Source organism: Bradyrhizobium sp. 132 (genome assembly GCF_023074185.1).
Taxonomy (GTDB): domain Bacteria; phylum Pseudomonadota; class Alphaproteobacteria; order Rhizobiales; family Xanthobacteraceae; genus Bradyrhizobium.
This window is the reverse complement of the sequence record NZ_JADPKY010000170.1, coordinates 280,624-304,108: the sequence shown is the minus strand read 5'-3', so window position 1 is coordinate 304,108 and position 23,485 is coordinate 280,624. Positions and strand designations below refer to the sequence as shown.

19 protein-coding genes are annotated in these 23,485 nt (G+C 64.6%); 17 read left to right on the top strand and 2 right to left on the bottom strand.

The window, feature by feature from the left end:
- The first annotated feature begins 1 nt into the window (after position 1).
- The 8 genes from miaB to IVA74_RS37875 all read left to right on the top strand — a co-directional run bounded on the left by miaB (position 2) and on the right by IVA74_RS37875 (position 8,338).
- A complete protein-coding gene (gene miaB, locus IVA74_RS37910; protein WP_247352865.1) occupies positions 2-1,396 on the top strand; it encodes a tRNA (N6-isopentenyl adenosine(37)-C2)-methylthiotransferase MiaB in 1,395 nt (464 codons plus the stop codon).
- A gap of 4 nt (positions 1,397-1,400) precedes the next feature.
- Positions 1,401-2,462 (top strand): PhoH family protein, encoded by a 1,062-nt coding sequence (locus tag IVA74_RS37905; RefSeq protein ID WP_247352864.1) that lies wholly within the window; start codon positions 1,401-1,403, stop codon positions 2,460-2,462.
- A 62-nt stretch (positions 2,463-2,524) separates the two neighbouring features.
- On the top strand, positions 2,525-3,034 hold the full coding sequence (gene ybeY / locus IVA74_RS37900) for an rRNA maturation RNase YbeY (protein ID WP_247352862.1): 510 nt from the start codon (positions 2,525-2,527) through the stop codon (positions 3,032-3,034).
- A gap of 1 nt (position 3,035) precedes the next feature.
- A complete protein-coding gene (locus IVA74_RS37895; RefSeq protein WP_247352860.1) occupies positions 3,036-4,154 on the top strand; it encodes a hemolysin family protein in 1,119 nt (372 codons plus the stop codon).
- Positions 4,151-5,764 (top strand): apolipoprotein N-acyltransferase, encoded by a 1,614-nt coding sequence (lnt, locus tag IVA74_RS37890; RefSeq protein ID WP_247352858.1) that lies wholly within the window; start codon positions 4,151-4,153, stop codon positions 5,762-5,764. The genes IVA74_RS37895 and lnt overlap by 4 nt, the downstream gene beginning before the upstream one ends.
- 210 nt (positions 5,765-5,974) lie before the next feature.
- Positions 5,975-6,388 carry a helix-turn-helix domain-containing protein gene (locus IVA74_RS37885; protein WP_007603895.1) on the top strand — a complete coding sequence of 138 codons (414 nt, stop codon included), beginning with the start codon at positions 5,975-5,977 and terminating at the stop codon, positions 6,386-6,388.
- A gap of 115 nt (positions 6,389-6,503) precedes the next feature.
- Complete coding sequence (locus IVA74_RS37880; protein ID WP_247352857.1) at positions 6,504-7,631, top strand: M20 family metallopeptidase; 1,128 nt, start codon at positions 6,504-6,506, stop codon at positions 7,629-7,631.
- Complete coding sequence (locus tag IVA74_RS37875) at positions 7,628-8,338, top strand: tRNA (guanine(46)-N(7))-methyltransferase TrmB (protein WP_247352856.1); 711 nt, start codon at positions 7,628-7,630, stop codon at positions 8,336-8,338. The genes IVA74_RS37880 and IVA74_RS37875 overlap by 4 nt, the downstream gene beginning before the upstream one ends.
- Here IVA74_RS37875 and IVA74_RS37870 read toward each other — a convergent pair.
- A complete protein-coding gene (locus IVA74_RS37870) occupies positions 8,335-9,417 on the bottom strand; it encodes a DUF2336 domain-containing protein (RefSeq protein ID WP_247352854.1) in 1,083 nt (360 codons plus the stop codon). The two genes, IVA74_RS37875 and IVA74_RS37870, sit on opposite strands and share 4 nt — an antisense overlap.
- A 364-nt stretch (positions 9,418-9,781) precedes the next feature.
- On the opposite strand from IVA74_RS37870, the gene rimP reads away from it, so the two are divergent.
- From rimP to pnp, 8 genes are all read left to right on the top strand, one after another.
- Positions 9,782-10,561: a ribosome maturation factor RimP gene (gene rimP, locus IVA74_RS37865; RefSeq protein WP_247352897.1), complete on the top strand. Its 780-nt coding sequence runs from the start codon at positions 9,782-9,784 to the stop codon at positions 10,559-10,561.
- A gap of 2 nt (positions 10,562-10,563) precedes the next feature.
- Positions 10,564-12,174, top strand: a complete 1,611-nt coding sequence (nusA, locus tag IVA74_RS37860) for a transcription termination factor NusA (protein ID WP_247352852.1) — start codon at positions 10,564-10,566, stop codon at positions 12,172-12,174.
- A 22-nt stretch (positions 12,175-12,196) separates the two neighbouring features.
- Positions 12,197-12,880, top strand: coding sequence for an RNA-binding protein (locus tag IVA74_RS37855; RefSeq protein WP_247352851.1), 684 nt, complete (start codon positions 12,197-12,199; stop codon positions 12,878-12,880).
- A 71-nt stretch (positions 12,881-12,951) separates the two neighbouring features.
- Complete coding sequence (gene infB, locus IVA74_RS37850) at positions 12,952-15,648, top strand: translation initiation factor IF-2 (RefSeq protein WP_247352849.1); 2,697 nt, start codon at positions 12,952-12,954, stop codon at positions 15,646-15,648.
- Between the two features lie 155 nt (positions 15,649-15,803).
- A complete protein-coding gene (rbfA, locus tag IVA74_RS37845) occupies positions 15,804-16,235 on the top strand; it encodes a 30S ribosome-binding factor RbfA (RefSeq protein WP_247352848.1) in 432 nt (143 codons plus the stop codon).
- Positions 16,232-17,350 (top strand): tRNA pseudouridine(55) synthase TruB, encoded by a 1,119-nt coding sequence (gene truB / locus IVA74_RS37840; RefSeq protein WP_247352847.1) that lies wholly within the window; start codon positions 16,232-16,234, stop codon positions 17,348-17,350. The genes rbfA and truB overlap by 4 nt, the downstream gene beginning before the upstream one ends.
- Before the next feature lie 2 nt (positions 17,351-17,352).
- A complete protein-coding gene (rpsO, locus tag IVA74_RS37835; RefSeq protein WP_092027405.1) occupies positions 17,353-17,622 on the top strand; it encodes a 30S ribosomal protein S15 in 270 nt (89 codons plus the stop codon).
- A 378-nt stretch (positions 17,623-18,000) separates the two neighbouring features.
- Complete coding sequence (gene pnp, locus IVA74_RS37830) at positions 18,001-20,154, top strand: polyribonucleotide nucleotidyltransferase (RefSeq protein WP_247352845.1); 2,154 nt, start codon at positions 18,001-18,003, stop codon at positions 20,152-20,154.
- 120 nt (positions 20,155-20,274) lie between these two features.
- Here pnp and katG read toward each other — a convergent pair whose 3' ends face one another.
- Complete coding sequence (gene katG / locus IVA74_RS37825) at positions 20,275-22,443, bottom strand: catalase/peroxidase HPI (protein WP_247352844.1); 2,169 nt, start codon at positions 22,441-22,443, stop codon at positions 20,275-20,277.
- Positions 22,444-22,557: 114 nt separating this feature from the next.
- On the opposite strand from katG, the gene IVA74_RS37820 reads away from it, so the two are divergent.
- Positions 22,558-23,484, top strand: coding sequence for a hydrogen peroxide-inducible genes activator (locus IVA74_RS37820; RefSeq protein WP_247352842.1), 927 nt, complete (start codon positions 22,558-22,560; stop codon positions 23,482-23,484).
- Position 23,485: the final 1 nt, after the last annotated feature.

The following is a 23,485-nucleotide window of genomic DNA, read 5'->3' as shown; positions in this document are numbered from 1 at the left end:
CATGACGCCGCCGCGCAAGCTGCACATCAAATCATATGGCTGCCAGATGAACGTCTACGATGCCCAGCGCATGGTGGACACGCTGGCCCCGGAAGGATTCGTGGAGACGGCCAGCGCTGATGACGCCGACCTCGTCATCCTCAACACCTGCCATATCCGCGAGAAGGCCTCGGAGAAGGTCTACTCGGAGCTCGGCCGGCTGCGCATCGCCAAGGACGAGGCTGCGCGCGCAGGCCGCACCATGCAGATCGCGGTCGCGGGCTGCGTGGCGCAGGCCGAGGGCGAGGAGATCGTGCGCCGTGCACCCGCGGTCGACGTCGTGGTCGGCCCGCAGAGCTATCATCATTTGCCGCAGCTGTTGAAGCGCGCCGGCAATGAAGGCCGTGCGATCGAGACCGAATTTCCGGCCGCGAACAAGTTCGGCTTCCTCGCCCAGCCCAAGCCCGACGCGATCCGCGCCCGCGGCATTTCCGCCTTCGTCACGGTCCAGGAAGGCTGCGACAAGTTCTGCACCTTCTGCGTCGTGCCGTACACGCGAGGTTCGGAAGTCTCGCGGCCGGTGGCAAAGATCGTCGACGACGTGAAGCGGCTCGCCGACAACGGCGTGCGCGAGCTCACGCTGATCGGCCAGAACGTCAACGCCTATCATGGCGAGGGGCCGGACGGAAAAAGCTGGCCGCTCGGCAGACTGCTGGAGCACCTCGCGGCGCTGCCGGGCGTCGCGCGGCTGCGCTATTCGACCAGCCATCCCCGCGATGTCGATGACAGTTTGATTGCAGCCCATCGCGATCTCGGCGAGCTGATGCCGTTCGTGCACCTGCCGGTCCAGTCGGGCTCGGACCGGATTTTGGCGGCCATGAACCGGAAACATACCGCCGATGATTATCGGCGTGTTGTCGACCGTTTCCGGTCCGCGCGCCAAGACATTGCTTTTTCATCGGATTTTATCGTCGGCTTCCCCGGCGAGAGCGAGCAAGATTTTCTCGCGACACTCGCGCTTGTCGCGCAAATCGGCTACGCTGCGGCGTATTCGTTCAAATACTCCGCCCGGCCGGGAACGCCGGCCGCGGACATGCAGGAGACGGTGTCCCCAGCCGAGATGGACCAGCGATTGGAGCGGCTCCAGGAACTGATCGACAGCCAGCAATCGGCCTTCAACAAGGCTGCGATTGGCTCAACGGTCGACGTGCTGTTCGAACGCCCGGCCCGCAAGGATGGCCAGATCGTCGGCCGCACCGCGTTCCTCCAGCCCGCGCACGTGATGGCCTCGCCCGACATCATCGGACAAATCCTGCCGGTCCGGATCGACAGTCTCGAACGCTACAGCTTTCTCGGCGAGCTCGTGACGCCGCGCAACGCGCGCGAGCTCGCTTTATCGCAAGCCAGTGGAGCCTGAACCCTTGCCCAAAAGCGCATCGGATTCGTCTTCTTCTATCGCTCCCAGCCGCAAATTTGACCGCGACATGCAGGTTCCACCCGAGACCCAGGTCGTCATCGACTTCGACGACAATCGCGCCGCATCCGCGCTGGTCGGCCCCTACGGCCAGCATCTGGCGCAGATCGAGCGGCGGCTCGGCGTCGTCGTCGATTCCAAGGGTAACCACATCACCATCGGCGGCTCACGCGACGGCTGCGATGCCGCGCGCCGCGTGCTGGAGACGCTCTACGCACAGGCCGTGAAGGGACAGGATCTCGACCAGGGCGAGGTCGAGGGCGCGATCCGCGCCGTGATCGCACAGGGTTCGCTGTTCGAGTTCGACGCCAAGTCGGCCAAATCCACCTTCGACAGCATCAATTTGCGCAAGCGCCCGGTGCGCGCGCGCACGGCGGCACAGGATTCCTACATCCGCGCGCTGAAGCGCCACGAGCTGGTGTTCGGCATCGGCCCCGCCGGCACCGGCAAGACCTGGCTCGCGGTCGCGCATGCCGCGCAACTGTTCGAGCGCAAGGAGGTCGACAAGATCATCCTGTCACGCCCGGCGGTGGAAGCCGGCGAGCGGCTCGGCTTCTTGCCCGGCGATCTCCGCGAGAAGGTCGATCCTTATCTGCGCCCGATCTACGATGCGCTCTACGACCTCATGGATGCGCGCATCGTCGAGCGCGCGCTGCAGACCGGCGAAATCGAGATCGCGCCGCTCGCCTTCATGCGCGGCCGCACGCTGACCAACGCGGCCATCATCCTGGACGAGGCGCAGAACACCACGTCGATGCAGATGAAGATGTTTTTGACGCGTCTCGGCGAGAACAGCCGCATGATCGTAACGGGCGATCCCTCGCAGATCGATCTGCCGAATGGCCAGACCTCGGGCCTCGCCGAGGCGACGCGCTTGCTGAGCGGCGTCGAAGGCATTGCGCAAGTTCATTTCAAGGCCGAGGACGTGATCCGCCACGAGCTCGTGGCGCGGATCGTTTCTGCCTACGAAGGCTTGCCGCAGCGGCCGGCCGCCGGCAACAAATCCTGACGGGACAACAGCCGGACCATAGCGGGCACAGACACGGCGCCCCTTCGTTCCGAACAAAGACAATGTCACACCCCAACCTTCCCAATACCGAGGTCCTCGTCGTCGCCGATTGCTGGCAGAGCGAGCCCGACTCCGAAGCCGTGATCCAGCGCGCCGTGGCGGCCGCCGCCGAGAATGTCGACGAAGACGTTGCGGAGGCGGAAGTGGCGGTGATGCTGACCGATGATGTCGGCATCCGCACGCTGAACAGCAACTGGCGCGGCATCGACAAGCCGACCAACGTGCTGTCGTTTCCCGCGCTTCAGCCGGAAGGCGAATGGAAACCGGGCGATGCGCCGCGCATGCTCGGCGACATCGCAATCGCCTACGAGACTATGCGGCATGAGGCGGACGAGGAACAGAAACCGTTCGATCATCATTTAAGCCATCTCGCCGTGCATGGTTTCCTGCACCTGGTCGGCTACGACCACGAAAACGAAGACGACGCGGAAGAAATGGAAGCGCTGGAGCGGGAGATCCTGGCTCATCTCGGCATTCCCGACCCCTACGCAGACCGCCCGGGGACGCATTGAGATGCCGGATTCCGACCCAATTCACGACAATCCGCGCAACACGGCCAATTTGCCGGCCGTGGTGACCTCAGGCGAGGTGATGCGCCCGAGCGCAGACGGCTGGCTGCTGCGCGCCATCCGGACCTTGTTCGGGTGGAAGGCGGGCTCGGTGCGCGACGACCTTCAGGTCGTGCTCGACGCCACGACGCCCGACGACACCGGCTTCTCGACCGTCGAGCGCACCATGCTGCGCAACATCCTCGGCCTGCACGAGCGCCGCATCGCCGACGTCATGGTGCATCGCGCCGACATCATCGCGGTGAAGCGCGACATCCCGCTCGGCGAGTTGATGGACCGCTTCGAGAGCGCCGGCCATTCGCGCCTCGTGGTCTACAACGAGACGCTCGACGATCCTGTCGGCATCGTCCACATCCGCGATTTACTCGCCTTCATGACCGCGCGCGCGCGCGTGTCGGGGGTCACCAAAACCAAGCGCAAGAAACCGCTGCCGGCCGGGCTCGATCTGCGTACGGTCGATCTCGCGCTGCCGCTCGAAGAAGCGCGCATCATCCGCAAGCTGCTCTACGTCCCGCCCTCGATGCGGGCGATCGATCTGCTCGCGCAGATGCAGGCCACCCGCATCCATCTGGCGCTGGTGGTCGACGAATATGGCGGCAGCGACGGGCTGGTTTCGCTCGAGGACATCGTCGAGCAGATCGTCGGCGAGATCGACGACGAGCATGACAGCGACGAGCCGCCCTCGATCGTGCGGCTGCCCGACAACGCCTTCATCGCCGATGCCCGCGCCAGCCTCGACGACGTCCGCACCGTGATCGGCCAGGACTTCGTCACCGGGGAGGCCGGCGAGGAAGTGGAGACGCTGGGCGGCTATCTCGTCAGCTTCGTCGGGCGCCTGCCGGTGCGCGGCGAGGTGATCTCGGGCCCCGGCCATTACGAGATCGAGGTGCTCGATGCCGACCCGCGCCGCGTCAAGCGATTGCGGATTTCGACGCGGAAGGAGCGTCCCGCACCACGCACCCAGCGCGAGAGCCGGCGCCGCGAGACTGCGCCGGATGGCAGCCAGCCGACGGCCAGCGACACCCCCACCCCGCCGCCAAGCGACGGGACCGGTCCGCAGTGAGCCCACTCCAGCGACTTCGCCAGATCGCGCTTGCCATTATCCTCACCTGGGGATGGAAGCGCGCGCTCGTCGCGATGGCGGCCGGGGCGCTCTCGGTGCTGGCGCTGGCGCCGTTCAACGCCTTCCCGGTGCTGTTCATCACGTTCCCGGTGCTGGTCTGGCTGATCGATGGCGCCGCCGCCGGACGATATGGCGGCGTCCCCGCGGCGGCGCTGACCGGCTATTGGTTCGGACTGGGCTATTTCGTCCCCGGCCTTTATTGGATCGGTTACGCCTTCTTCGTCGACGCCGATGTGTTCGCCTGGCTGACGCCGTTCGCCGTGCTGGGCCTGCCGGCCTATCTTTCCATCTTCACGGCGATGGGCTTTGCGCTCGCCCGCCTGCTCTGGACCAAGAACGCCACGCGCGTGCTTGCGCTTGCGGCAAGCCTCACCATCACCGAATGGCTACGCGGTCACGCGCTGACCGGCTTTCCCTGGAACGCGTTCGGCTACGCGCTGTCCGAGCCGCTGCCGCTGGCACAAACGGCCTCGCTGATCGGCCTGTGGGGCATGACGTTCCTGGCGGTTGCGATCTTCGCGAGCCCTGCAACGCTGATCGACCGCACGCCCGATCGCCGCCTGGCGTGGCGCGTGCCGGCCGCGGCCGTGGCGCTCCTGCTTGTCATGAGCATCTTCGGCGCGATTCGCCTGTCGCTGTATCCGACCACCATGGTCGCGGGCATCAAGCTGCGCCTGATGCAGCCGGATCTCCAGCAAGACGCGAAATTCAACTACGCCGCCAAGGCGGAGGTGATGAAGAAATATCTGGCCTTGTCGGATCGCGCCTCCGGACCGCAATCGACCGGCGTACGCGATGCCACCATCCTGATCTGGCCGGAATCTGCGTTTCCGTTCTTCCTGACCCGCGAAGCCGATGCGATGGCGCAAATTGCCGAGCTTCTGCCCAGGGGCACGGTACTGATCACGGGCTCGGTCCGCGCGCCCGACCTGCCGCGAGGCACGCCGATCACCCGCGCCTATAATTCGATCTACGTGATCGACCACGACGCCAGCGTGCTCGCGGTGTACGACAAGCTGCATCTGGTGCCGTTTGGCGAATTTCTTCCGTACCAAGGCCTGATGGAGAAGCTCGGCTTTGAGCAACTCACGCGTGTGCGCGGCGGCTTCATTCCAGGCACCGTGCGCCATGCGCTGCCGGTCCCCGGCGCGCCGCCCGCGCTGCCGCTGATCTGCTACGAAGCAATCTTTCCCGGCGAGGTGGCTGGACGCAATGAGCGTCCGGGCTGGATCGTGAATCTCACCAATGACGGCTGGTTCGGTATCTCGACCGGCCCCTATCAACACCTGGAGCAGGCGCGGATGCGCGCGATCGAGCTCGGATTGCCGCTGGTCCGCTCCGCGAATACCGGCGTCTCCGCGGTAGTCGATCCGGTGGGACGCACCGTCGCCAGTCTCGGTCTCGGAATCGAGGGCATATTGGACGCAAACCTGCCCGCCGCGATCCCGCCGACGGTCTATGCGCGGGTGGGCGATGTGCCCGCGGCCATGCTCGTCGCGCTGGCCATATTTCTGGCGGTCCGCCGACGTGTTGCCAAACGGCACCCTTGATCACGCCGTCGCGGCCGGAAACTTTTGACAACCGTAGTCCCACGGTTGACAGACTGCACGCGGCCTCCTCATTCTGCACCATCTGCAAAAGACAGTGGGCATTGCTAAATTTCTCCGCAATGTTTCTCAATAACAGGGTTTGATTTTGACGGTGCTGACACCTGAGGCATTCCTGATTGCGCCGAAGGTGATGTTTGGAGGGCTGAGGAAATGTCGAAAGCGCCCAACCCTGTTGACAAATATGTCGGCAGTCGCGTGCGGATGCGCCGCATCATGTTGGGCATGAGCCAGGAAAAGCTCGGTGAAGCTTTGGGGCTGACTTTCCAGCAGGTCCAGAAATACGAGAAGGGCACCAACCGGGTCGGCGCGAGCCGCATCCAGCAAATTGCCGAGATTCTCCAGGTGCCGGTGTCGTTCCTGTTCGAGGGCGGTCCGAGCGGCGTGCCGGGTCCGGATGGCTTCAGCGAAGGCGCATCGCCGTCTTACGTCTCGGACTTCCTCGCGACTTCCGAAGGACTCGCTTTGACCAAGGCGTTCACGCGAATCACCGATTCGAAAATGCGCCGCTCGATCGTCGATCTCGTCGAGCAGATCGCGGCCCGCGAAGGCCCTGACAAGCGCTGACGCGCCGTCTCAATCGGATTTGAGACTGCGTCAAATCTGGCCTATGTCGTCATTTGCGGCCGCGCTTTGATGTGCGTCCTTCCCGATGATGTGATTCAAAGGCACAGATGCGCCCATGACCAGCTCCAATTGGTTCGATTCCCAAACTATTCTCGATGGCATCCGCCGCTGGGTGGAGGTCGAGACGCCAACGGAAGCGCCTGAACAGGTCAACAAGCTGATCTCCATGGTCGCGGAGCAATACCGCGATCTGCCTGTTACGCTCGAGCGCGTCGCGGGCGTCGATGGCTGCGGTGATCATCTCGTGGCGCGCTCGACCTGGGGCCAGAACCGGCCGGGCATCCTGGTGCTGAGCCACCTCGATACCGTTCACCCCATGGGGTTCATCGAGCGCCTGCCGTTCAAGGTCGAAGGCGACAGCGCGTTCGGTCCCGGCATCTACGACATGAAGGGCGGCGCCTACATTGCCCATCAGGCCTTTCGCGCGCTTTGCGCCACGGCCGATCGCTCGCCGCTCGGCATCACCCACATGTTCACTTCCGACGAGGAGATCGGCAGCCCCACCTCTCGTGCACTGATCGAGAGGGAAGGGCGCAAGGCCAAATACGTGCTGGTGACGGAGCCGGCGCGCGACGGCGGCAAGATCGTCACCGGCCGCAAGGGCGTCGGGCGATTCGAAGTCTTTATCAAGGGTGTGCCCGCACATGCCGGCACGCGGCCCCAGGACGGCCGCAGCGCGATCCGCGAGCTTGCCAACGTCATCCTGGCGCTGGAAGCGATGAACGATCTGGCGCGCGGCGTCACCGTCAATGTCGGCGTGGTGCGCGGCGGCACGCGGCCCAACGTGACGCCGGAAGAAGCCCATGCCGAAATCGATCTGCGCGTGCTGAGCTTCAAGGACGCGGACGAATTCGTCGGCAAGATCCTCGCCCTGACATCAAAGACGGATGGCGTCACCGTCAAGGTCACGGGCGGGCTCAATCGTCCGCCTTACGAGAAGAGCAATGCAGGCGCATCGCTGTACGAACATGCGAAGACTGTCGCCATGGAGATCGGCTTCGAGCTGGTCGACGCTCACACCGGCGGCGGCTCGGACGGCAATTTCACCGCCGCCCACACCGCGACGCTCGACGGGCTCGGCGTCGACGGCAAGGGCGCGCACACCCATTATGAGCAGCTCTATGTCTCATCGCTCGAACCGCGCGCGCGGCTGCTCCATCGCCTGTACCAGACGCTGCGATGAGCGAGCGCAAATCAGATCCCGATCGCGATGACAGCGAGCGTGCGTTCTTCGGACGCCGCAAGGGCCACAAGCTCAGGCAGCACCAGGCCGAGCTGATCGGTCATCTGCTGCCGCGTCTTGCGCTCGCCATCGACAGCGAAGCACCGGCGGATGCCCGCGAGATATTCACCCCCGCGGCCGACGACGTGCGGCTCGAGATCGGCTTCGGCGGTGGCGAGCATCTTGCGGCGGAAGCGCAAAACTTCGTCACAACCGGCTTCATCGGCTGCGAGCCCTATGTCAACGGCATGGCGAAGATGCTCGCGCAGATCGAGGCCGCCAGCATCGGCAACATCCGTCTGTTCGCAGGCGATGCCGCCGAGCTCCTGGCCTGGCTGCCGAAGGCTTCGCTGTCGCGGATCGACCTGATCCATCCCGATCCCTGGCCGAAACGGCGGCACTGGAAGCGGCGCTTCGTCCAGGACCGGACCATCGCGGCGATGGCGCGCGTGCTGAAAGCCGGCGGCGAATTCCGTTTTGTCTGCGACATCGACGATTATTGCGCCTGGACGCTGTCGCATCTGGCGCGCTCGCAGGACTTTGTCTGGCTCGCGGAGCGCGCCGATGATTTTCGCCTGCCGTGGGACGGCTACACGATGACGCGCTATGGCCGAAAGGCGACGCGCGAAGGCCGCAAGGCGGCGTATCTGCGATTCAGGCGGGTTTAGATCGTCTGCCGATTGCGCCAGAAATTGACGACGCGCTCGGCGGTCGTCGGCATCAAGCGCGTGAAATTTGCGCGCGCCGCCTCGAGGTCGGCATCGGCCGGTGTGCGGTGCGGTCCGTACCAGAGCAGGACAAGCGCGCGCACAGTCGGCCAGCCGAGATTCAGCACGCGCCCCAGCACCAGAATTGGATCGTACCGATCACCCGCGACCAGGCGCTCGAGGATCGAGAGGCGAACGCCGGACAGCGCCGAAAGCGAGGCGATCGACTCCTCATATTTGTGAGCCTTGGCGAAGCCAAGCAGCGCGCTCTCGCCAAGATGGCCCTCGCGATGCAAGGCCAGCACCGTGCGCTGTGCCCCCGAGAAATCGCGACGCGGGCCCGGCGGCAGCGTGGCCTCATCGATCGCCGCCATGGCGCGCTTGATCTCGACCTGACGCACGGGATTGACCACGCTCGAGAGGCGGCGGCGGATGACGTCGAGCGTGCCGTCGAGAAGCTGTTTCAGGTTCTCGCCTGAAAGATCGCTGCGCTGGCCGATCTTGAGCGTCAGCACGCCGTCCTGCGCGGCACGCTTGATCAGCTCGGAATAACTGCCGGGCGAGAACACCGCGCCGGCATTGCCCGCGGCGCGGCGCACCACATCGCGATCGCCGCGCTCGACCAGCACGTCGGTGACGACAGCCGACAGTGTGGGGCGCTCGGTCATCGCCAGCAGATGGCCCTGGCCCTTCAGCCGCGCGATCTCGACGAGGGCGGCTTCGTCGAGCACGGGCGAACGGCGCAACACCGGGCCCGCCACCGTGATCTCGTTTTCGCGCGCGAGCTGGCTCACCAGATGCCGTGGCGCATTGGTCAGCAGCGAGAAGCGTTCGGCGAGATCGACGCGCGAGGCGAGCTCTGCGTGCGGGACGAGATCGATCAGCAGATTGTCGAAGAGATCGACGACATCGGGACGGAGCTTCTCAGCATCCTGAAAGAACAATTGGGAGATGGCGCGCGCGATCTCGCCGCGACGCCGCGGGTCGCCGCGTTTGACGATATCGTCCAGTCCGGGAATAAGAGACGTGGCAACGGTCATGAAAACGCAACTCGTATAGGGCACGCCGCGGGTGCGCCCTAGGTCCAAGCCGCCCCGCAATCAGCGAATTTAGGCCTTCTAGATGAAGGAAGCGTTGCGCGGGGGGCCGCAGCCCGGTCGCAAAAAGCCTCGCCTGCCCTTCGATGGGCCTTGTCCGGGAAGACGGAAAGGGCTATATCAGCGCCAATTCATCTTCTCATACGATCCGCGTAATGAGAGTGGGCCCGAAAGGACCCGCTCTTTTTTATTACCTGAACGCGGCTTGTCGGAAGGTGTGCGGCCCGGCGATCTGTCGGGAGAGTTCCGAACGGGCTTTGAAATCTTAAACCAAGCCTTAACCATATCGAGCGCCTTGACCCCTGACATGACCGAGCCGAACTCTGGTTCCACGGATGCCGAACTGCTGGCCGAGCCGAGGCTCGTGGTCGAGCCGGGCGTGGCGGCGCGGGTGTCCGCGGTCGCGGGGCCGGTGCTCGAAGGCATGGGCTACCGCCTGGTGCGGATCCGCATTTCTGGGGAATCCGGCTGCACCGTGCAGGTCATGGCCGAGCGGCCGGACGGCTCGATGCAGATCGAGGATTGCGAGGCGATCTCGCGGGCGCTGTCGCCCGTGCTCGACGTCGCCGACCCTGTCGATCGCGCCTATCGGCTGGAAATCTCTTCCCCGGGGATCGACCGCCCGCTGGTTCGCCGCTCCGACTTCGAGCGTTATGCCGGGCATCTGGTGAAGATCGATATGGCGGTCGCCCATGAGGGGCGGAAGCGGTTCCGCGGCACGATCGGTCCCGTCGAAGGCGATCGCGTGCATCTGCATCGCGACGACGTCAAGGCGAATGAGGCTGCCGACGTTCTCCTGACGATGGAGGATATCGCCGAGGCACGGCTGGTGCTGACCGACGAGCTGATCGCGGAATCCATGCGCCGCGGCAAGGCCCAGGCACGCGAGATGCGCCGCAATCTGGGCCTGGAGCCGCCGGCTGCACCGCACGCCGGCATCAGCGAAAAAACGACCAAGAACACAAAGCCGACAAAGAAGCCGGCGCCGACCACTACAAAGAAGCCGGCCCCGACCAATACCAAGAAACATCGCCTGGCCGCCGAACGCGCGCGACGGGGCGAGATCGATCCTGACGAAGGAGACTAGCCATGGCAGTCAGCGCCAATCGACTTGAATTGCTCCAGATCGCCGACGCCGTTGCACGCGAGAAATCGATCGACCGCGGCATCGTGATCGCGGCGATGGAGGACGCCATCGCCAAGGCGGCACGGGCACGTTACGGCAGCGAGACTGATGTTCACGCCGAGATCGACCCGAAGAAGGGCGAGCTGCGGCTGTCGCGCCATATGCTGGTGGTCGAGACGGTCGAAAACCATTCCAACCAGATCTCGCTGGTGGATGCGCAGCGCGCCAATCCCGGTGCCCAGGTCGGCGACACCATCGCAGACACCCTGCCGCCGCTGGAATATGGCCGCATCGCCGCGCAGTCGGCCAAGCAGGTGATCGTGCAGAAGGTGCGCGAAGCCGAGCGCGACCGGCAATATCAGGAATTCAAGGACCGCATCGGCGACATCGTCAACGGCGTCGTCAAGCGCGTCGAATATGGCAGCGTGATCGTCGATCTCGGCCGCGGCGAGGCCATCATCCGCCGCGACGAGATGCTGCCGCGCGAAGTGTTCCGCAACGGTGACCGCGTCCGCGCCTACATCTTCGACGTCCGCCGCGAGACCCGCGGCCCGCAGATTTTCCTCTCCCGCACCCATCCGCAGTTCATGGCAAAACTGTTCGCGCAGGAAGTACCCGAGATCTATGACGGCATCGTCGAGATCAAGGCGGTTGCCCGCGATCCCGGCTCGCGCGCGAAAATCGGCGTGATTTCCCGCGATTCCTCGGTCGATCCGGTCGGCGCCTGCGTCGGTATGCGCGGTTCGCGCGTGCAGGCGGTGGTGAACGAATTGCAGGGCGAGAAGATCGACATCATCCCCTGGTCGCCCGACATCGCGACCTTCGTGGTCAACGCGCTGGCGCCGGCCGAAGTCTCCAAGGTCGTCATCGACGAAGACCGCGAGCGCATCGAGGTCGTCGTGCCCGACACCAACAACCAGCTCTCGCTGGCGATCGGTCGCCGCGGCCAGAACGTGCGTCTGGCTTCGCAGCTCACCGGCTGGGACATCGACATCCTGACCGAGCAGGAGGAATCGGAGCGCCGCCAGGCCGACTTCGAGAACTCCACCCGCGTCTTCATGGAATCGCTCAATGTCGACGAAGTGGTCGGTCAGTTGCTGGCGTCCGAAGGCTTCACCTCGGTCGAGGAACTCGCGATGGTGGACCTAAAGGAGCTCGCCGGCATCGAGGGCTTCGACGAGGAGACCGCGCAGGAACTCCAGAACCGCGCTCGTGAATATCTCGAACAGCTGGAAGCCGAGATTGAGGCCAGGCGCAAGGAGCTCGGCGTCGAGGACGCCGTCAAGGACGTGCCCGGCGTCACCTCGAAGATGCTGGTGAAATTCGGCGAGAACGACATCAAGACGGTCGACGATCTCGCCGGCTGCGCCACTGACGATCTGGTCGGCTGGACCGAGCGCAAGGAAGGCGGCGAGCAGACCAAATATCCGGGCGCGCTCGACGGCCTTGAGATCTCCCGTGACGATGCCGAAGCGATGATCATGCAGGCCCGCGTCAAGGCCGGCTGGATCACCGAGGCCGATCTCGCCAGGCCGGCTGAGGAGGCCGAGGCGGCCGAAGATCAGCCGGCTTAGGGCGAAGGAGGATGTCACCCGGATGCTCGCCGATACTGACCCCGAACTCGACCATGGACCGCGGACTGAGAAGTCCGCGACCATGCGGATGTGCGCGGTCAGCCGCGAGGTCCGGCCGATCGACGAGCTGATCCGCTTCGTCGTCTCGCCCCAAGGGGACATAGTTCCCGATCTCAAGCGCAAGCTGCCCGGACGCGGCATGTGGGTCACCGCCTCGCGCGAGGTGGTTGCGGAAGCCGTGCGGCGTCACCACTTTACCAAAGCCTTCAAGCGCCAGCTGCGCATCCCTCAGACGCTTCCCGCCGACATCGAGGCGCTTCTGGTTCGGGGCGTGACCGAAGCCCTCGGGATTGCCGCCAAGGCGGGCCAGATTGTGGCCGGCTTCGGCAAGGTCGAAAGCGCGCTTCGGGGAGGTACGGCCGAGGTCCTGATCCATGCCAGCGACGGGGCCGCGGACGGAATCCGCAAATTGGACATGCTGGCGCGTCAAAATGACGGAAATCGCGGCTCCAAGCCGCAGATTCCCGTCGTCACCGCGCTGAAATCAATAGAATTGGATTTGGCACTTACCCGGTCAAATGTGATACATGCTGCCCTGCTCGCGGGCCCGGCGAGCAAGTCATTCCTGTCACGTAGCCAGATGCTGGTCCGATACCGGATGGCGCACGTTGACAAGACTGCCGAAATGCCCGGCCAGGATTTCTGAGAGACAACGACCACCCGATAGCACGGTGCGGCAACGCACAACGACAACAAGATCAGGATTAGGACTGCTTAATGGTTGATACCAAGACCCCTGGCGACAAGAAGCTGAGCGTTCCGAGCAAGACGCTATCGCTCAAGCCGCGCGTCGAAACGGGCACCGTGCGCCAGAGCTTCAGCCATGGCCGTAGCAAGCAGGTCGTGGTCGAGAAGCGCGGCAAGCGCCGTGTCGACGGCACCCCCGAGCCGCAGGTGGCCGAAGTGGCGAAGCCTGCGCCGGCCGCGCCGGCGCCTGCTCCTGCACGCGCGGCTCCGCCGCGCAACACCGGCTCCGGCGTGGTGCTGCGCACGCTGACCGAGGACGAACGTTCCGCCCGCGCCAGCGCGCTGGCCGATGCCAAGGTGCGCGAAGTCGAAGAGCGTCGTAGTGCCGAGGAAGAGGCTCAGCGCCGCGCTGTCCGCGAAACCGCCGAACGCGCCGACCGCGAGGCCGCTGAAGCCCGCCGCAAGGCCGAGGACGAGCGTCACCGCCACGAAGAGGAAGCCAAGCGGAAGGCCGAAACCGAGGCCAAGAAGCGTTTTGGCGAAGGCGAGCAGCCGCAATCTGCGGCGCGCCCTGCAACCGCGACCTCTGCCGCTACTGCACCGCGGTCCGGAGCGCCCACGGCGCGCCCCGGAACGAGCACCACGGCACGCCCGGGAACAACGACCGCGCGGCCTGGGACGACCACGCGGCCGGGAGGCCCGGTGGGTCGCGCCCCCGCTGTCGCAGCCGGACCGGACGAGGACGAGGGTCCGCGCCAGATCCGTCGCGGTCCCGGCGGCGCTGCGCGGCCTGTGGTAGCCCCCAAGCCCACCCAGAAGCCCGGCCCGCAGAAGGAGCGCGGCCGCCTGACGGTCGTCACCGCCTTCAATGCCGACGATGTGCGCGAGCGCTCGATCGCCTCGTTCCGCCGCCGCACCCAGCGCCTGAAGGGCCATGCCGCGAACGAGCCGAAGGAAAAGCTCATCCGCGAGGTGATCATTCCGGAAGCGATCACGATCCAGGAACTCGCCAACCGCATGGCCGAGCGCGCGGTCGACGTCATCCGCATGCTGATGAAGCAGGGCGCGATGCACAAGATCACCGACGTGATCGACGCCGACACCGCGCAGCTGATCGCCGAAGAGCTCGGTCACACCGTCAAGCGCGTTGCCGCGTCCGACGTTGAAGAAGGCCTGTTCGACGCCATCGACGATCCCACCGATACCGAGCCGCGCTCGCCGGTGGTGACCGTGATGGGCCACGTCGACCACGGCAAGACCTCGCTGCTCGATGCGCTCCGTCATGCCAACGTTGTCTCCGGCGAAGCCGGCGGCATCACCCAGCATATCGGCGCCTATCAGGTGGTGTCGCCCGAGAGCGGCAAGAAGATCACCTTCATCGACACGCCCGGCCACGCCGCGTTCACCGCGATGCGCGCCCGCGGCGCCAAGGTCACCGACATCGTCGTGCTGGTGGTTGCGGCCGATGACGGCGTGATGCCGCAGACGATCGAAGCCATCAACCACGCCAAGGCGGCGCGGGTGCCGATCATCGTTGCCATCAACAAGATCGACAAGCCCGACGCCAAGCCCGAGCGCGTGCGCACCGAGCTGCTGCAGCACGAGGTGCAGGTGGAATCCTTCGGCGGCGAAGTCGTCGACGTCGAAGTGTCCGCGAAGAACAAGACCAATCTCGACAAGCTGCTCGAGATGATCGCGCTCCAGGCCGACATCCTCGACCTGAAGACCAATCCGGAGCGCCCGGCCGAAGGCACCGTGATCGAAGCCAAGCTCGACCGCGGCCGTGGTCCGGTCGCGACCGTGCTGGTCCAGCGCGGCACGCTCCGTGTCGGTGACATCATCGTCGCTGGCGCCGAGATGGGCCGCGTCCGTGCGCTGATCTCCGATCAGGGTGAGACGGTTCAGGAAGCCGGTCCCTCGGTACCGGTCGAAGTGCTCGGCTTCAACGGTCCGCCGGAAGCCGGCGATCGTCTCGCCGTGGTCGAGAACGAAGCCCGCGCCCGTCAGGTCACGAGCTACCGCGCGCACCAGAAGCGCGAGAACGCGGCTGCCTCGATCTCCGGCATGCGCGGCTCGCTCGAGCAGATGATGTCGCAGTTGAAGACGGCGGGCCGCAAGGAATTCCCGCTGATCATCAAGGCCGACGTGCAGGGCTCGCTGGAAGCGATCCTCGGCTCGCTGGAGAAGCTCGGCACCGACGAAGTCGCCGCGCGTATCCTGCATGCCGGTGTCGGCGGCATCTCGGAATCGGACGTGACGCTCGCGGAAGGTTTTAACGCCGCGATCATCGGCTTCTCGGTTCGTGCGAACAAGGAGGCCGCTGCGGCCGCCAAGCGCAACGGCATCGAGATCCGCTACTACAACATCATCTACGACCTCGTGGACGACGTGAAGAAGGCCATGAGCGGCCTGCTCGCACCGACCTTGCGCGAAACCATGCTCGGCAATGCCGCGATCCTGGAGATCTTCAACATCTCCAAGATCGGCAAGGTCGCCGGCTGCCGCGTTACCGACGGCACCGTGGAACGCGGCGCCAATGTGCGCCTGATCCGCGACAACGTCGTCGTGCACGAAGGCAAGCTGTCGACGCTGAAGCGCTTCAAGGACGAAGTGAAGGAAGTCCAGTCCGGTCAGGAATGCGGCATGGCCTTCGAGAACTATCACGACATGCGCGCCGGTGACGTGATCGAGTGTTACCGCGTGGAGACGATCCAGCGCTCCCTGTAAGTCCAAATCTTACCGAAGCGCCTGGATCTTTCTGAGCTGAAATTGCGGGAGTGAGATGGCCGGATTTATTCCGGCCATCTCACCGCATTCGTTTCAACAGAACAAATGACAATGCTCGTGTCCCATACACGCGCATGACGAGGTAATTTTCGACCATGCCCAGCCATCATCAGAAAAAAAGTTCCGCACCCGGCGGCTCGCAGCGCCAGTTGCGTGTCGGGGAGCAGGTTCGCCATGCGGTGGCCGAGATTTTGGCGCAAGGCAATGTGCATGATGAGGACCTCGAAGGTCACATCATCACCGTGCCGGAGGTACGGATGTCGCCCGACCTGAAGCTTGCAACAGTTTATGTGATGCCGCTCGGTGGCCGCGACACCGAGGTCATTATCGCTGCGCTCGAGCGCAACAAGAAGTTCCTGCGCGGCGAGGTCGCGCGGCGCGTTAACCTGAAATTTGCACCTGACCTTCGCTTCCGCGTCGATGAACGATTCGACGAAGCGGAACGGATCGAGAAACTTTTGCGAACACCTGCGGTGCAGAAGGACCTGGAACAGGATCCGAAATCGGATCGGGAAGAAGAGCAATGACGATGGACCCGGCTCACGGCACGATCGGCGGCGAAGAGCCCGATCAGCGCGACGTGCAGAAAAATAATTTTGCGGAGATGGACGGCAATTCCCAGCCGCATCAGGAGCCGCGCCGCGTCAACAACGATCCGCGCGCCAACAAGCAGAAGGGCAACAAGCCGCGCCGTGACCGCCGCGACGTCCACGGCTGGGTCGTGCTCGACAAGCCGATCGGCATGACCTCGACGCAGGCCGTTGCCGTGCTCAAGCGCCTGTTCAACGCCAAACGCGCCGGTCATGCCGGCACGCTGGATCCGCTCGCCTCCGGCGGCCTGCCGATCGCGCTCGGCGAGGCCACCAAGACCGTCCCCTTCGTCATGGACGGCCGCAAGCGCTACCAGTTCACCGTGTGCTGGGGCGAGGAGCGCGATACCGACGATATAGAGGGCCGGGCTACCGCAACCTCCGACCAGCGCCCGACCCGGGAGGCCATCGAGGCCCTGCTGCCCCGTTTCACAGGGGTGATCGAGCAGATCCCGCCGCGCTATTCCGCGATCAAGATCAAGGGCGAGCGTGCCTACGACCTCGCCCGCGACGGCGAGATCGTGGAACTGGCCCCGCGTCCGGTCGAGATTCACCGTTTAAGCCTTGTAAATCAACCGGGTAGTGACCACGCCGTGTTCGAGGCCGAGTGCGGCAAGGGCACCTATGTCCGCGCGCTGGCCCGCGATATGGGCCGAATTCTCGGCACTTACGGCCATATCTGCGCGCTGCGGCGGACCCTGGTCGGCCCATTTGGCGAGAACGACATGATTCCGCTGGATCAGTTGGAGGCTTTGTGCGATAGAGCCGCGTCCGGCGAGGGGAGCCTCGCCGACGCGCTTATGCCCGTTGAGACCGCGCTGGACGACATCCCGGCACTGGCCGTCACTCGGGCTGATGCGGCAAGGCTCCATCGGGGCCAGGCCGTTTTGTTGCGCGGACGGGATGCGCCCACTTCGAGCGGCACAGTCTATGTCACGGTGGCAGGCCGGCTTCTAGCGCTTGCCGAAGTTGGCAATGGCGAAATCATCCCCAAGCGTGTGTTCAACCTGACCGGCCTGACTGCCAGCGCCGTTCGCAACGAGAGAAATTGACGATGTCGATTGCCGCAGAACGCAAAGCGGAAGTCATCAAGACGAATGCCAACAAAGCCGGCGATACCGGCTCGCCAGAGGTTCAGGTCGCGATCCTTTCGGAACGCATCGCCAACCTCACGAGCCATTTCAAGACCCACGTGAAGGACAACCATTCGCGTCGCGGCCTCTTGAAGCTGGTGTCGACCCGCCGCTCGCTTCTCGACTATGTGAAGAAGAAGGACGAGGCGCGCTACAAGGCGCTGCTCGAGAAGCACAACATTCGTCGTTAAGAGTTCTTGCGCGCGCCCAACGGCGCGCGTTTTCGCGCGTGGTTTCGAACGAAAGCGCTTGTTTAAAGGTTTTTGATCGAGGCTGCGTGCGCGTCGGGTACGGGCCGTTGACGGTTCGCATCCGGGGCATGATGGGCGAAGACCCAAGGTTTGGTGTTCGCGTTTGTGCCGACTGACAGTCCAGCAGCAATCCGGCGGCTGGGCACAACGGGCAAGGCGCCCGTATGACCCGAAAGGATGGACGCCATCCGAAATCCAAAAACCATGGCAGGATCGCAGGACGCTGATCGCCCGCTTCGATCAACGTCCCGCAATCTTGCGCATGGTTTTTGTTTTTCGAGCCGTCCTTCTTTCGAGAACCCATGAAAGAAGACATCTATGTTCAATAAGCATTCGGTCGAGATCGACTGGGGCGGACGCCCTCTCAAGCTTGAAACCGGCAAGATCGCCCGCCAGGCCGACGGCGCCGTCGTCGCGACCTACGGCGAGACCGTGGTGCTCGCCACCGTCGTCGCGGCAAAGACCCCGCGCGAAGGTGTCGACTTCCTGCCGCTGACCGTCGACTATCAGGAGAAGACCTACGCAGCCGGCCGCATTCCCGGCGGCTATTTCAAGCGCGAGGGCCGTCCGACCGAGAAGGAGACGCTGGTCTCCCGCCTGATCGACCGTCCGATCCGTCCGCTGTTCGTCGACGGCTGGCGCAACGAGACCCAGGTGATCGTCACCGTGCTCTCGCACGACATGGAGAACGATCCCGACATCGTGGCGCTGGTGGCATCGTCGGCCGCGCTGACCCTGTCGGGCGCTCCGTTCAAGGGCCCGATCGGCGCCGCGCGCGTCGGTTTCGCCAATGACGAGTTCATCCTCAACCCGACCCTCGACGAGATGGTCGACACCCAGCTCGACCTTGTCGTCGCCGGCACTGCCGACGCCGTGCTGATGGTGGAATCGGAAGCCAAGGAACTGAACGAAGACATCATGCTCGGCGCCGTGATGTTCGGTCACCGCCACATCCAGCCGGTGATCAACGCGATCATCGAGCTCGCCGAGAAGGCCGCGAAGGAGCCGCGCGAGGTCACCGCGATCGACAATTCGGCGCTCGAAAAGGAAATGCTCGGCATGGTCGAGCAGGAATTGCGCACCGCCTACGCCATTCCGATCAAGCAGGATCGCTACGCTGCGGTCGGCAAGGTCAAGGAAAAGGTGATCGCCCACTACTTCCCCGAAGGGCAGGAGCCGAAATACGACAAGCTGCGCATCGGCGGCGTGTTCAAGAAGCTCGAAGCCAAGATCGTTCGCTGGAACATCCTCGACACCGGCAAGCGCATCGACGGCCGGGACTCCAAGACCGTGCGCAACATCATCGCCGAAGTCGGCGTGCTGCCCCGCGCCCACGGCTCGGCGCTGTTCACCCGCGGCGAGACCCAGGCGCTGGTCGTGACCACGCTCGGCACCGGCGAGGACGAGCAGTACATCGACGCACTGTCGGGAACGTACAAAGAGACGTTCCTGCTGCACTACAACTTCCCTCCCTACTCGGTCGGTGAAACCGGTCGCCTCGGCGGCACCAAGCGCCGCGAGATCGGCCACGGCAAGCTTGCCTGGCGCGCGATTCACCCCGTGCTGCCGCCGCACCACGAGTTCCCCTACACCACGCGCGTGGTGTCGGAGATCACCGAATCCAACGGCTCGTCGTCGATGGCTTCGGTCTGCGGCGCCTCGCTCGCGCTGATGGACGCAGGCGTGCCGCTGAAGCGGCCGACCGCGGGCATCGCGATGGGCCTGATCCTCGAAGACAAGCGCTACGCGGTTCTCTCCGACATCCTCGGTGACGAGGACCATCTCGGCGACATGGACTTCAAGGTCGCCGGCACCGAGCAGGGCATCACCTCGCTCCAGATGGACATCAAGATCGAAGGCATCACCGAAGAGATCATGAAGGTCGCGCTCGGTCAGGCCAAGGATGGTCGTATCCACATCCTCGGCGAGATGTCCAAGGCGCTTACCAACGCCCGTGCCGAGCTCGGCGAATATGCGCCGCGCATCGAGACCTTCAAGATTGCCACCGACAAGATCCGTGAAGTGATCGGTACCGGCGGCAAGGTGATCCGCGAGATCGTCGAGAAGACCGGCGCCAAGGTCAACATCGAGGACGACGGCACCGTGAAGGTCGCCTCCAGCGACGGCGAGGCGATGAAGGCCGCGATCAAGTGGATCAAGTCGATCGCGTCCGATCCGGAAGTCGGCCAGATCTACGACGGCACCGTCGTCAAGGTGATGGAGTTCGGCGCCTTCGTGAACTTCTTTGGTTCCAAGGACGGTCTCGTCCACATCAGCCAGCTCGCTTCGGCGCGCGTGCAGAAGACCTCCGACGTCGTCAAGGAAGGCGATAAGGTCAAGGTCAAGCTGCTCGGCTTCGACGACCGCGGCAAGACCCGCCTGTCGATGAAGGTGGTCGACCAGGAGACCGGCGAAGACCTCGAGGGCAAGGGCGAGGGCGAAAAGGCTCCGCGCGAAGCGGCCGGCGAGTAATCGCTCCGCTGCATCAGAAACATGAAGGGCGGCCTTTCGGCCGCCCTTTTTGTTTGTGCTGTTGTGCCTGCTCCGGTCGAAATGCGCCCCCTCTCTCGCTTGCGGGAGAGGTCAAACACCTCAAGCCGCGAGGTCGAACCGGTCGAGGTTCATCACCTTGGTCCAGGCCTTGGCGAAGTCCTTGACGAACTGCTCCTTGGAATCCGACGTGGCATAGACCTCGGCGTAGGCGCGAAGCTGCGAGTGCGCGCCGAAGATCAGATCGACGCGCGTGCCGGTCCACTTCACCGCGTTGGTCTTGCGATCGCGGGCCTCATAGCTGCCGTCAGTGCCGGTCGGCGTCCACTGCGTGCTCATGTCGAGCAGGTTGACGAAGAAGTCGTTGCTCAGCGTTCCCACCTTCGAGGTGAGGACGCCGTTCTTCGAACCGTTCGCATTGGCACCGAGCACGCGCAGACCGCCGACGAGCGCCGTCATCTCCGGGCCGGTAAGCCGGAGCAGCTGCGCACGATCGACCAGAGCCTCCTCGGGCATCATGAACTGCTGCCGCTTGCCGGTGTAGTTGCGGAAGCCATCGGCCCGCGGCTCCAGCGGAGCGAAGGAGGCAGCGTCGGTCTGCTCCTGCGAGGCATCAATGCGGCCCGGGGTGAAGCCGACCTTGATGCCGACGCCGGCATCCTTCGCGGCCTTCTCGACCGCGGCGGTGCCGCCGAGCACGATGAGGTCCGCCAGCGAGACCTTCTTCGCACCGGATGACGCATTGAAGTCCTTCTGGATCGCTTCGAGCTTGCCCAGGACCTTGGAGAGCTGAGCCGGCTCGTTCACCTCCCAGTCCTTCTGCGGGGCGAGGCGGATGCGTGCGCCGTTGGCGCCGCCGCGCTTGTCCGAGCCGCGGAACGTCGAGGCCGACGCCCAGGCCGTCGACACCAGCTCCGGCACCGACAGGCCCGAGGCCAGGATCTTCGTCTTCAGCGAGGCGATATCCTGCTCGCCGGCCAGCTCGTGATTCACGGCCGGGATCGGATCCTGCCAGATCAGCGTCTCCTTCGGCACCAGCGGGCCGAGATAGCGCACAACCGGACCCATGTCGCGATGGGTGAGCTTGAACCAGGCGCGGGCGAAGGCGTCGGCGAACTGATCGGGATTCTCCAGGAAGCACCGCGAGATTTTCTCATAGGCGGGATCGAGACGCAGCGAGAGATCGGTGGTCAGCATGGTCGGCCGATGCTTCTTGGACTTGTCGAAAGCGTCCGGAATGATCGCCTCCGCGCCCTTGGCCGTCCACTGCTGCGCACCCGCCGGGCTCTTCGTCAGTTCCCATTCGTACTTGAACAGGTTCTCGAAGAAGTTGTTGCTCCACTTCGTCGGCGTCGTCGTCCATGTCACCTCGAGACCGCTGGTGATGGAATCACCGCCGAGGCCCGAAGCGTGCTTGCTCTTCCAGCCGAGGCCCTGATCCTCGAGCGCGCCCGCTTCCGGCTCCGGTCCGACCAGAGACGGATCGCCAGCACCATGGGTCTTGCCGAAGGTATGGCCACCGGCGATCAGCGCGACGGTTTCCTCGTCATTCATCGCCATGCGGAAGAAGGTCTCGCGGATGTCCTTGGCCGCGGCGATCGGATCCGGCTTGCCGTTCGGGCCTTCCGGATTGACGTAGATGAGGCCCATCTGCACCGCGCCGAGCGGCTCGGCGAGCTGGCGTTCGCCGCTGTAGCGCTCATCGCCCAGCCAGGTGCCTTCGGGACCCCAATAGAGCTCCTCCGGCTCCCACACGTCGGCGCGGCCACCAGCGAAGCCGAAGGTCTTGAAGCCCATCGACTCCAGCGCGACGTTGCCGGCCAGCACCATCAAATCGGCCCAGGAAATCTTGCGGCCGTACTTCTGCTTGATCGGCCAGAGCAGACGGCGCGCCTTGTCGAGGTTGGCGTTGTCGGGCCAGCTGTTGAGCGGCGCGAAACGCTGCTGACCGGCGCCGGCGCCACCGCGGCCGTCCGTGGTGCGGTAGGTGCCCGCGCTGTGCCAGGCCATGCGGATCATGAGACCGCCATAGTGACCGAAGTCGGCGGGCCACCATTCCTGCGATTCTGTCATCAAAGCGGTCAGATCCTTGATGACCGCGTTCAGGTCGAGCGTCTTGAATTCCTTGGCGTAGTCGAATTCCTTGCCCATCGGATCGGACAGGCCGGAATTCTTGTGCAGCATCTCGATGCTGAGCTGAGTTGGCCACCAATCGCGGTTCGTTGGCACGCGTTTTCCACCCGAAAACGGGCACTTCGAATTGTCGTCCATGAATACCTCCTCTGGTGGCGTCGAACTCGCGCCCTTGACCAGGTGGTAACACTCTAAGCTTCGCGTTCGATCAGGGGAAGTTGACTTTAATGATCACTGCGATAAGATTTTCTGATGATCAACTTGACGATGCGGCAGCTCCGATATTTCGATGCGCTGGCGCGCCACGGCCATTTCGGCCGCGCGGCTGAATCCTGTTCCATCTCGCAACCGGCCTTGTCGATGCAGATCAAGGAGATGGAGGAGGCGCTCGGCGGCCTGCTGCTGGAGCGCAGCGCGCGACAGGTGGCGCTGACCCGGTTTGGCGAGGAACTCGCGCAGCGCGTCCGCGACATTTTGCGCTCGGTCGACGAACTCGGCGATTTCGCCCGCGCCTCGCAGGACCGGTTCTCGGGACGGCTGCGCATCGGCATGATCCCGACGATCGCGCCTTATCTGCTGCCCACGATCACCAAGAATCTCACGCGCATGCATCCGGAGCTCGACATCCGCGTGCGCGAGACTATGACGCCGCGGCTGATCCAGGAACTGGTGGAAGGCCGACTCGACACCGCCATCGTCGCGCTGCCGGTGTCCGAGCCCTCGCTCACCGAGGTCGCCCTGTTCGCGGAGAAATTCCTGCTGGTGCGGCCGGGAGCGGATGAGGGGACGCCGGCACCATCGCGGGAGATGATGCGCGAGATGCGGCTGTTGCTGCTCGAAGAGGGGCACTGCTTCCGCGATCAGGCGCTGTCGTTCTGCAACATGCAATCGGCGCCGCCGCGCGAGATGCTGGATGCCAATTCGCTGTCGACGCTGGTCCAGATGGTCAGCGCCGGCATCGGCGTCACCTTGATCCCGGAGATGGCGGTGTCGGTGGAGACGCGATCGGCGTCGGTCTCGCTCACGCGCTTCCGCGACCCGCAGCCGTCGCGCACCATCGGCATGGTCTGGCGCAAGACCAGCCCGCTCGCGCGCCAACTGCTTCAGATCTCCGAGGTGGTGTGCCTGTCGGCCGGCAAGGTGCGCGCGCGGCCATCCGCGCGCAGCCAGCCGGCCTGAG

Excerpts from the sequence above, each read along its gene's own strand:
- rbfA (WP_247352848.1), top strand. The coding sequence starts at position 15,804 with ATGCCCAGCCATCATCAGAAAAAAAGTTCCGCACCCGGCGGCTCGCAG.
- katG (WP_247352844.1), bottom strand. The coding sequence starts at position 22,443 with ATGGACGACAATTCGAAGTGCCCGTTTTCGGGTGGAAAACGCGTGCCA.
- IVA74_RS37855 (WP_247352851.1), top strand. The coding sequence starts at position 12,197 with ATGCTCGCCGATACTGACCCCGAACTCGACCATGGACCGCGGACTGAG.
- IVA74_RS37820 (WP_247352842.1), top strand. The coding sequence starts at position 22,558 with ATGATCAACTTGACGATGCGGCAGCTCCGATATTTCGATGCGCTGGCG.
- IVA74_RS37880 (WP_247352857.1), top strand. The coding sequence starts at position 6,504 with ATGACCAGCTCCAATTGGTTCGATTCCCAAACTATTCTCGATGGCATC.
- IVA74_RS37875 (WP_247352856.1), top strand. The coding sequence starts at position 7,628 with ATGAGCGAGCGCAAATCAGATCCCGATCGCGATGACAGCGAGCGTGCG.
- truB (WP_247352847.1), top strand. The coding sequence starts at position 16,232 with ATGACGATGGACCCGGCTCACGGCACGATCGGCGGCGAAGAGCCCGAT.
- infB (WP_247352849.1), top strand. The coding sequence starts at position 12,952 with ATGGTTGATACCAAGACCCCTGGCGACAAGAAGCTGAGCGTTCCGAGC.
- miaB (WP_247352865.1), top strand. The coding sequence starts at position 2 with ATGACGCCGCCGCGCAAGCTGCACATCAAATCATATGGCTGCCAGATG.
- ybeY (WP_247352862.1), top strand. The coding sequence starts at position 2,525 with ATGTCACACCCCAACCTTCCCAATACCGAGGTCCTCGTCGTCGCCGAT.
- rimP (WP_247352897.1), top strand. The coding sequence starts at position 9,782 with ATGACCGAGCCGAACTCTGGTTCCACGGATGCCGAACTGCTGGCCGAG.
- IVA74_RS37885 (WP_007603895.1), top strand. The coding sequence starts at position 5,975 with ATGTCGAAAGCGCCCAACCCTGTTGACAAATATGTCGGCAGTCGCGTG.
- IVA74_RS37895 (WP_247352860.1), top strand. The coding sequence starts at position 3,036 with ATGCCGGATTCCGACCCAATTCACGACAATCCGCGCAACACGGCCAAT.
- nusA (WP_247352852.1), top strand. The coding sequence starts at position 10,564 with ATGGCAGTCAGCGCCAATCGACTTGAATTGCTCCAGATCGCCGACGCC.
- IVA74_RS37870 (WP_247352854.1), bottom strand. The coding sequence starts at position 9,417 with ATGACCGTTGCCACGTCTCTTATTCCCGGACTGGACGATATCGTCAAA.
- rpsO (WP_092027405.1), top strand. The coding sequence starts at position 17,353 with ATGTCGATTGCCGCAGAACGCAAAGCGGAAGTCATCAAGACGAATGCC.
- pnp (WP_247352845.1), top strand. The coding sequence starts at position 18,001 with ATGTTCAATAAGCATTCGGTCGAGATCGACTGGGGCGGACGCCCTCTC.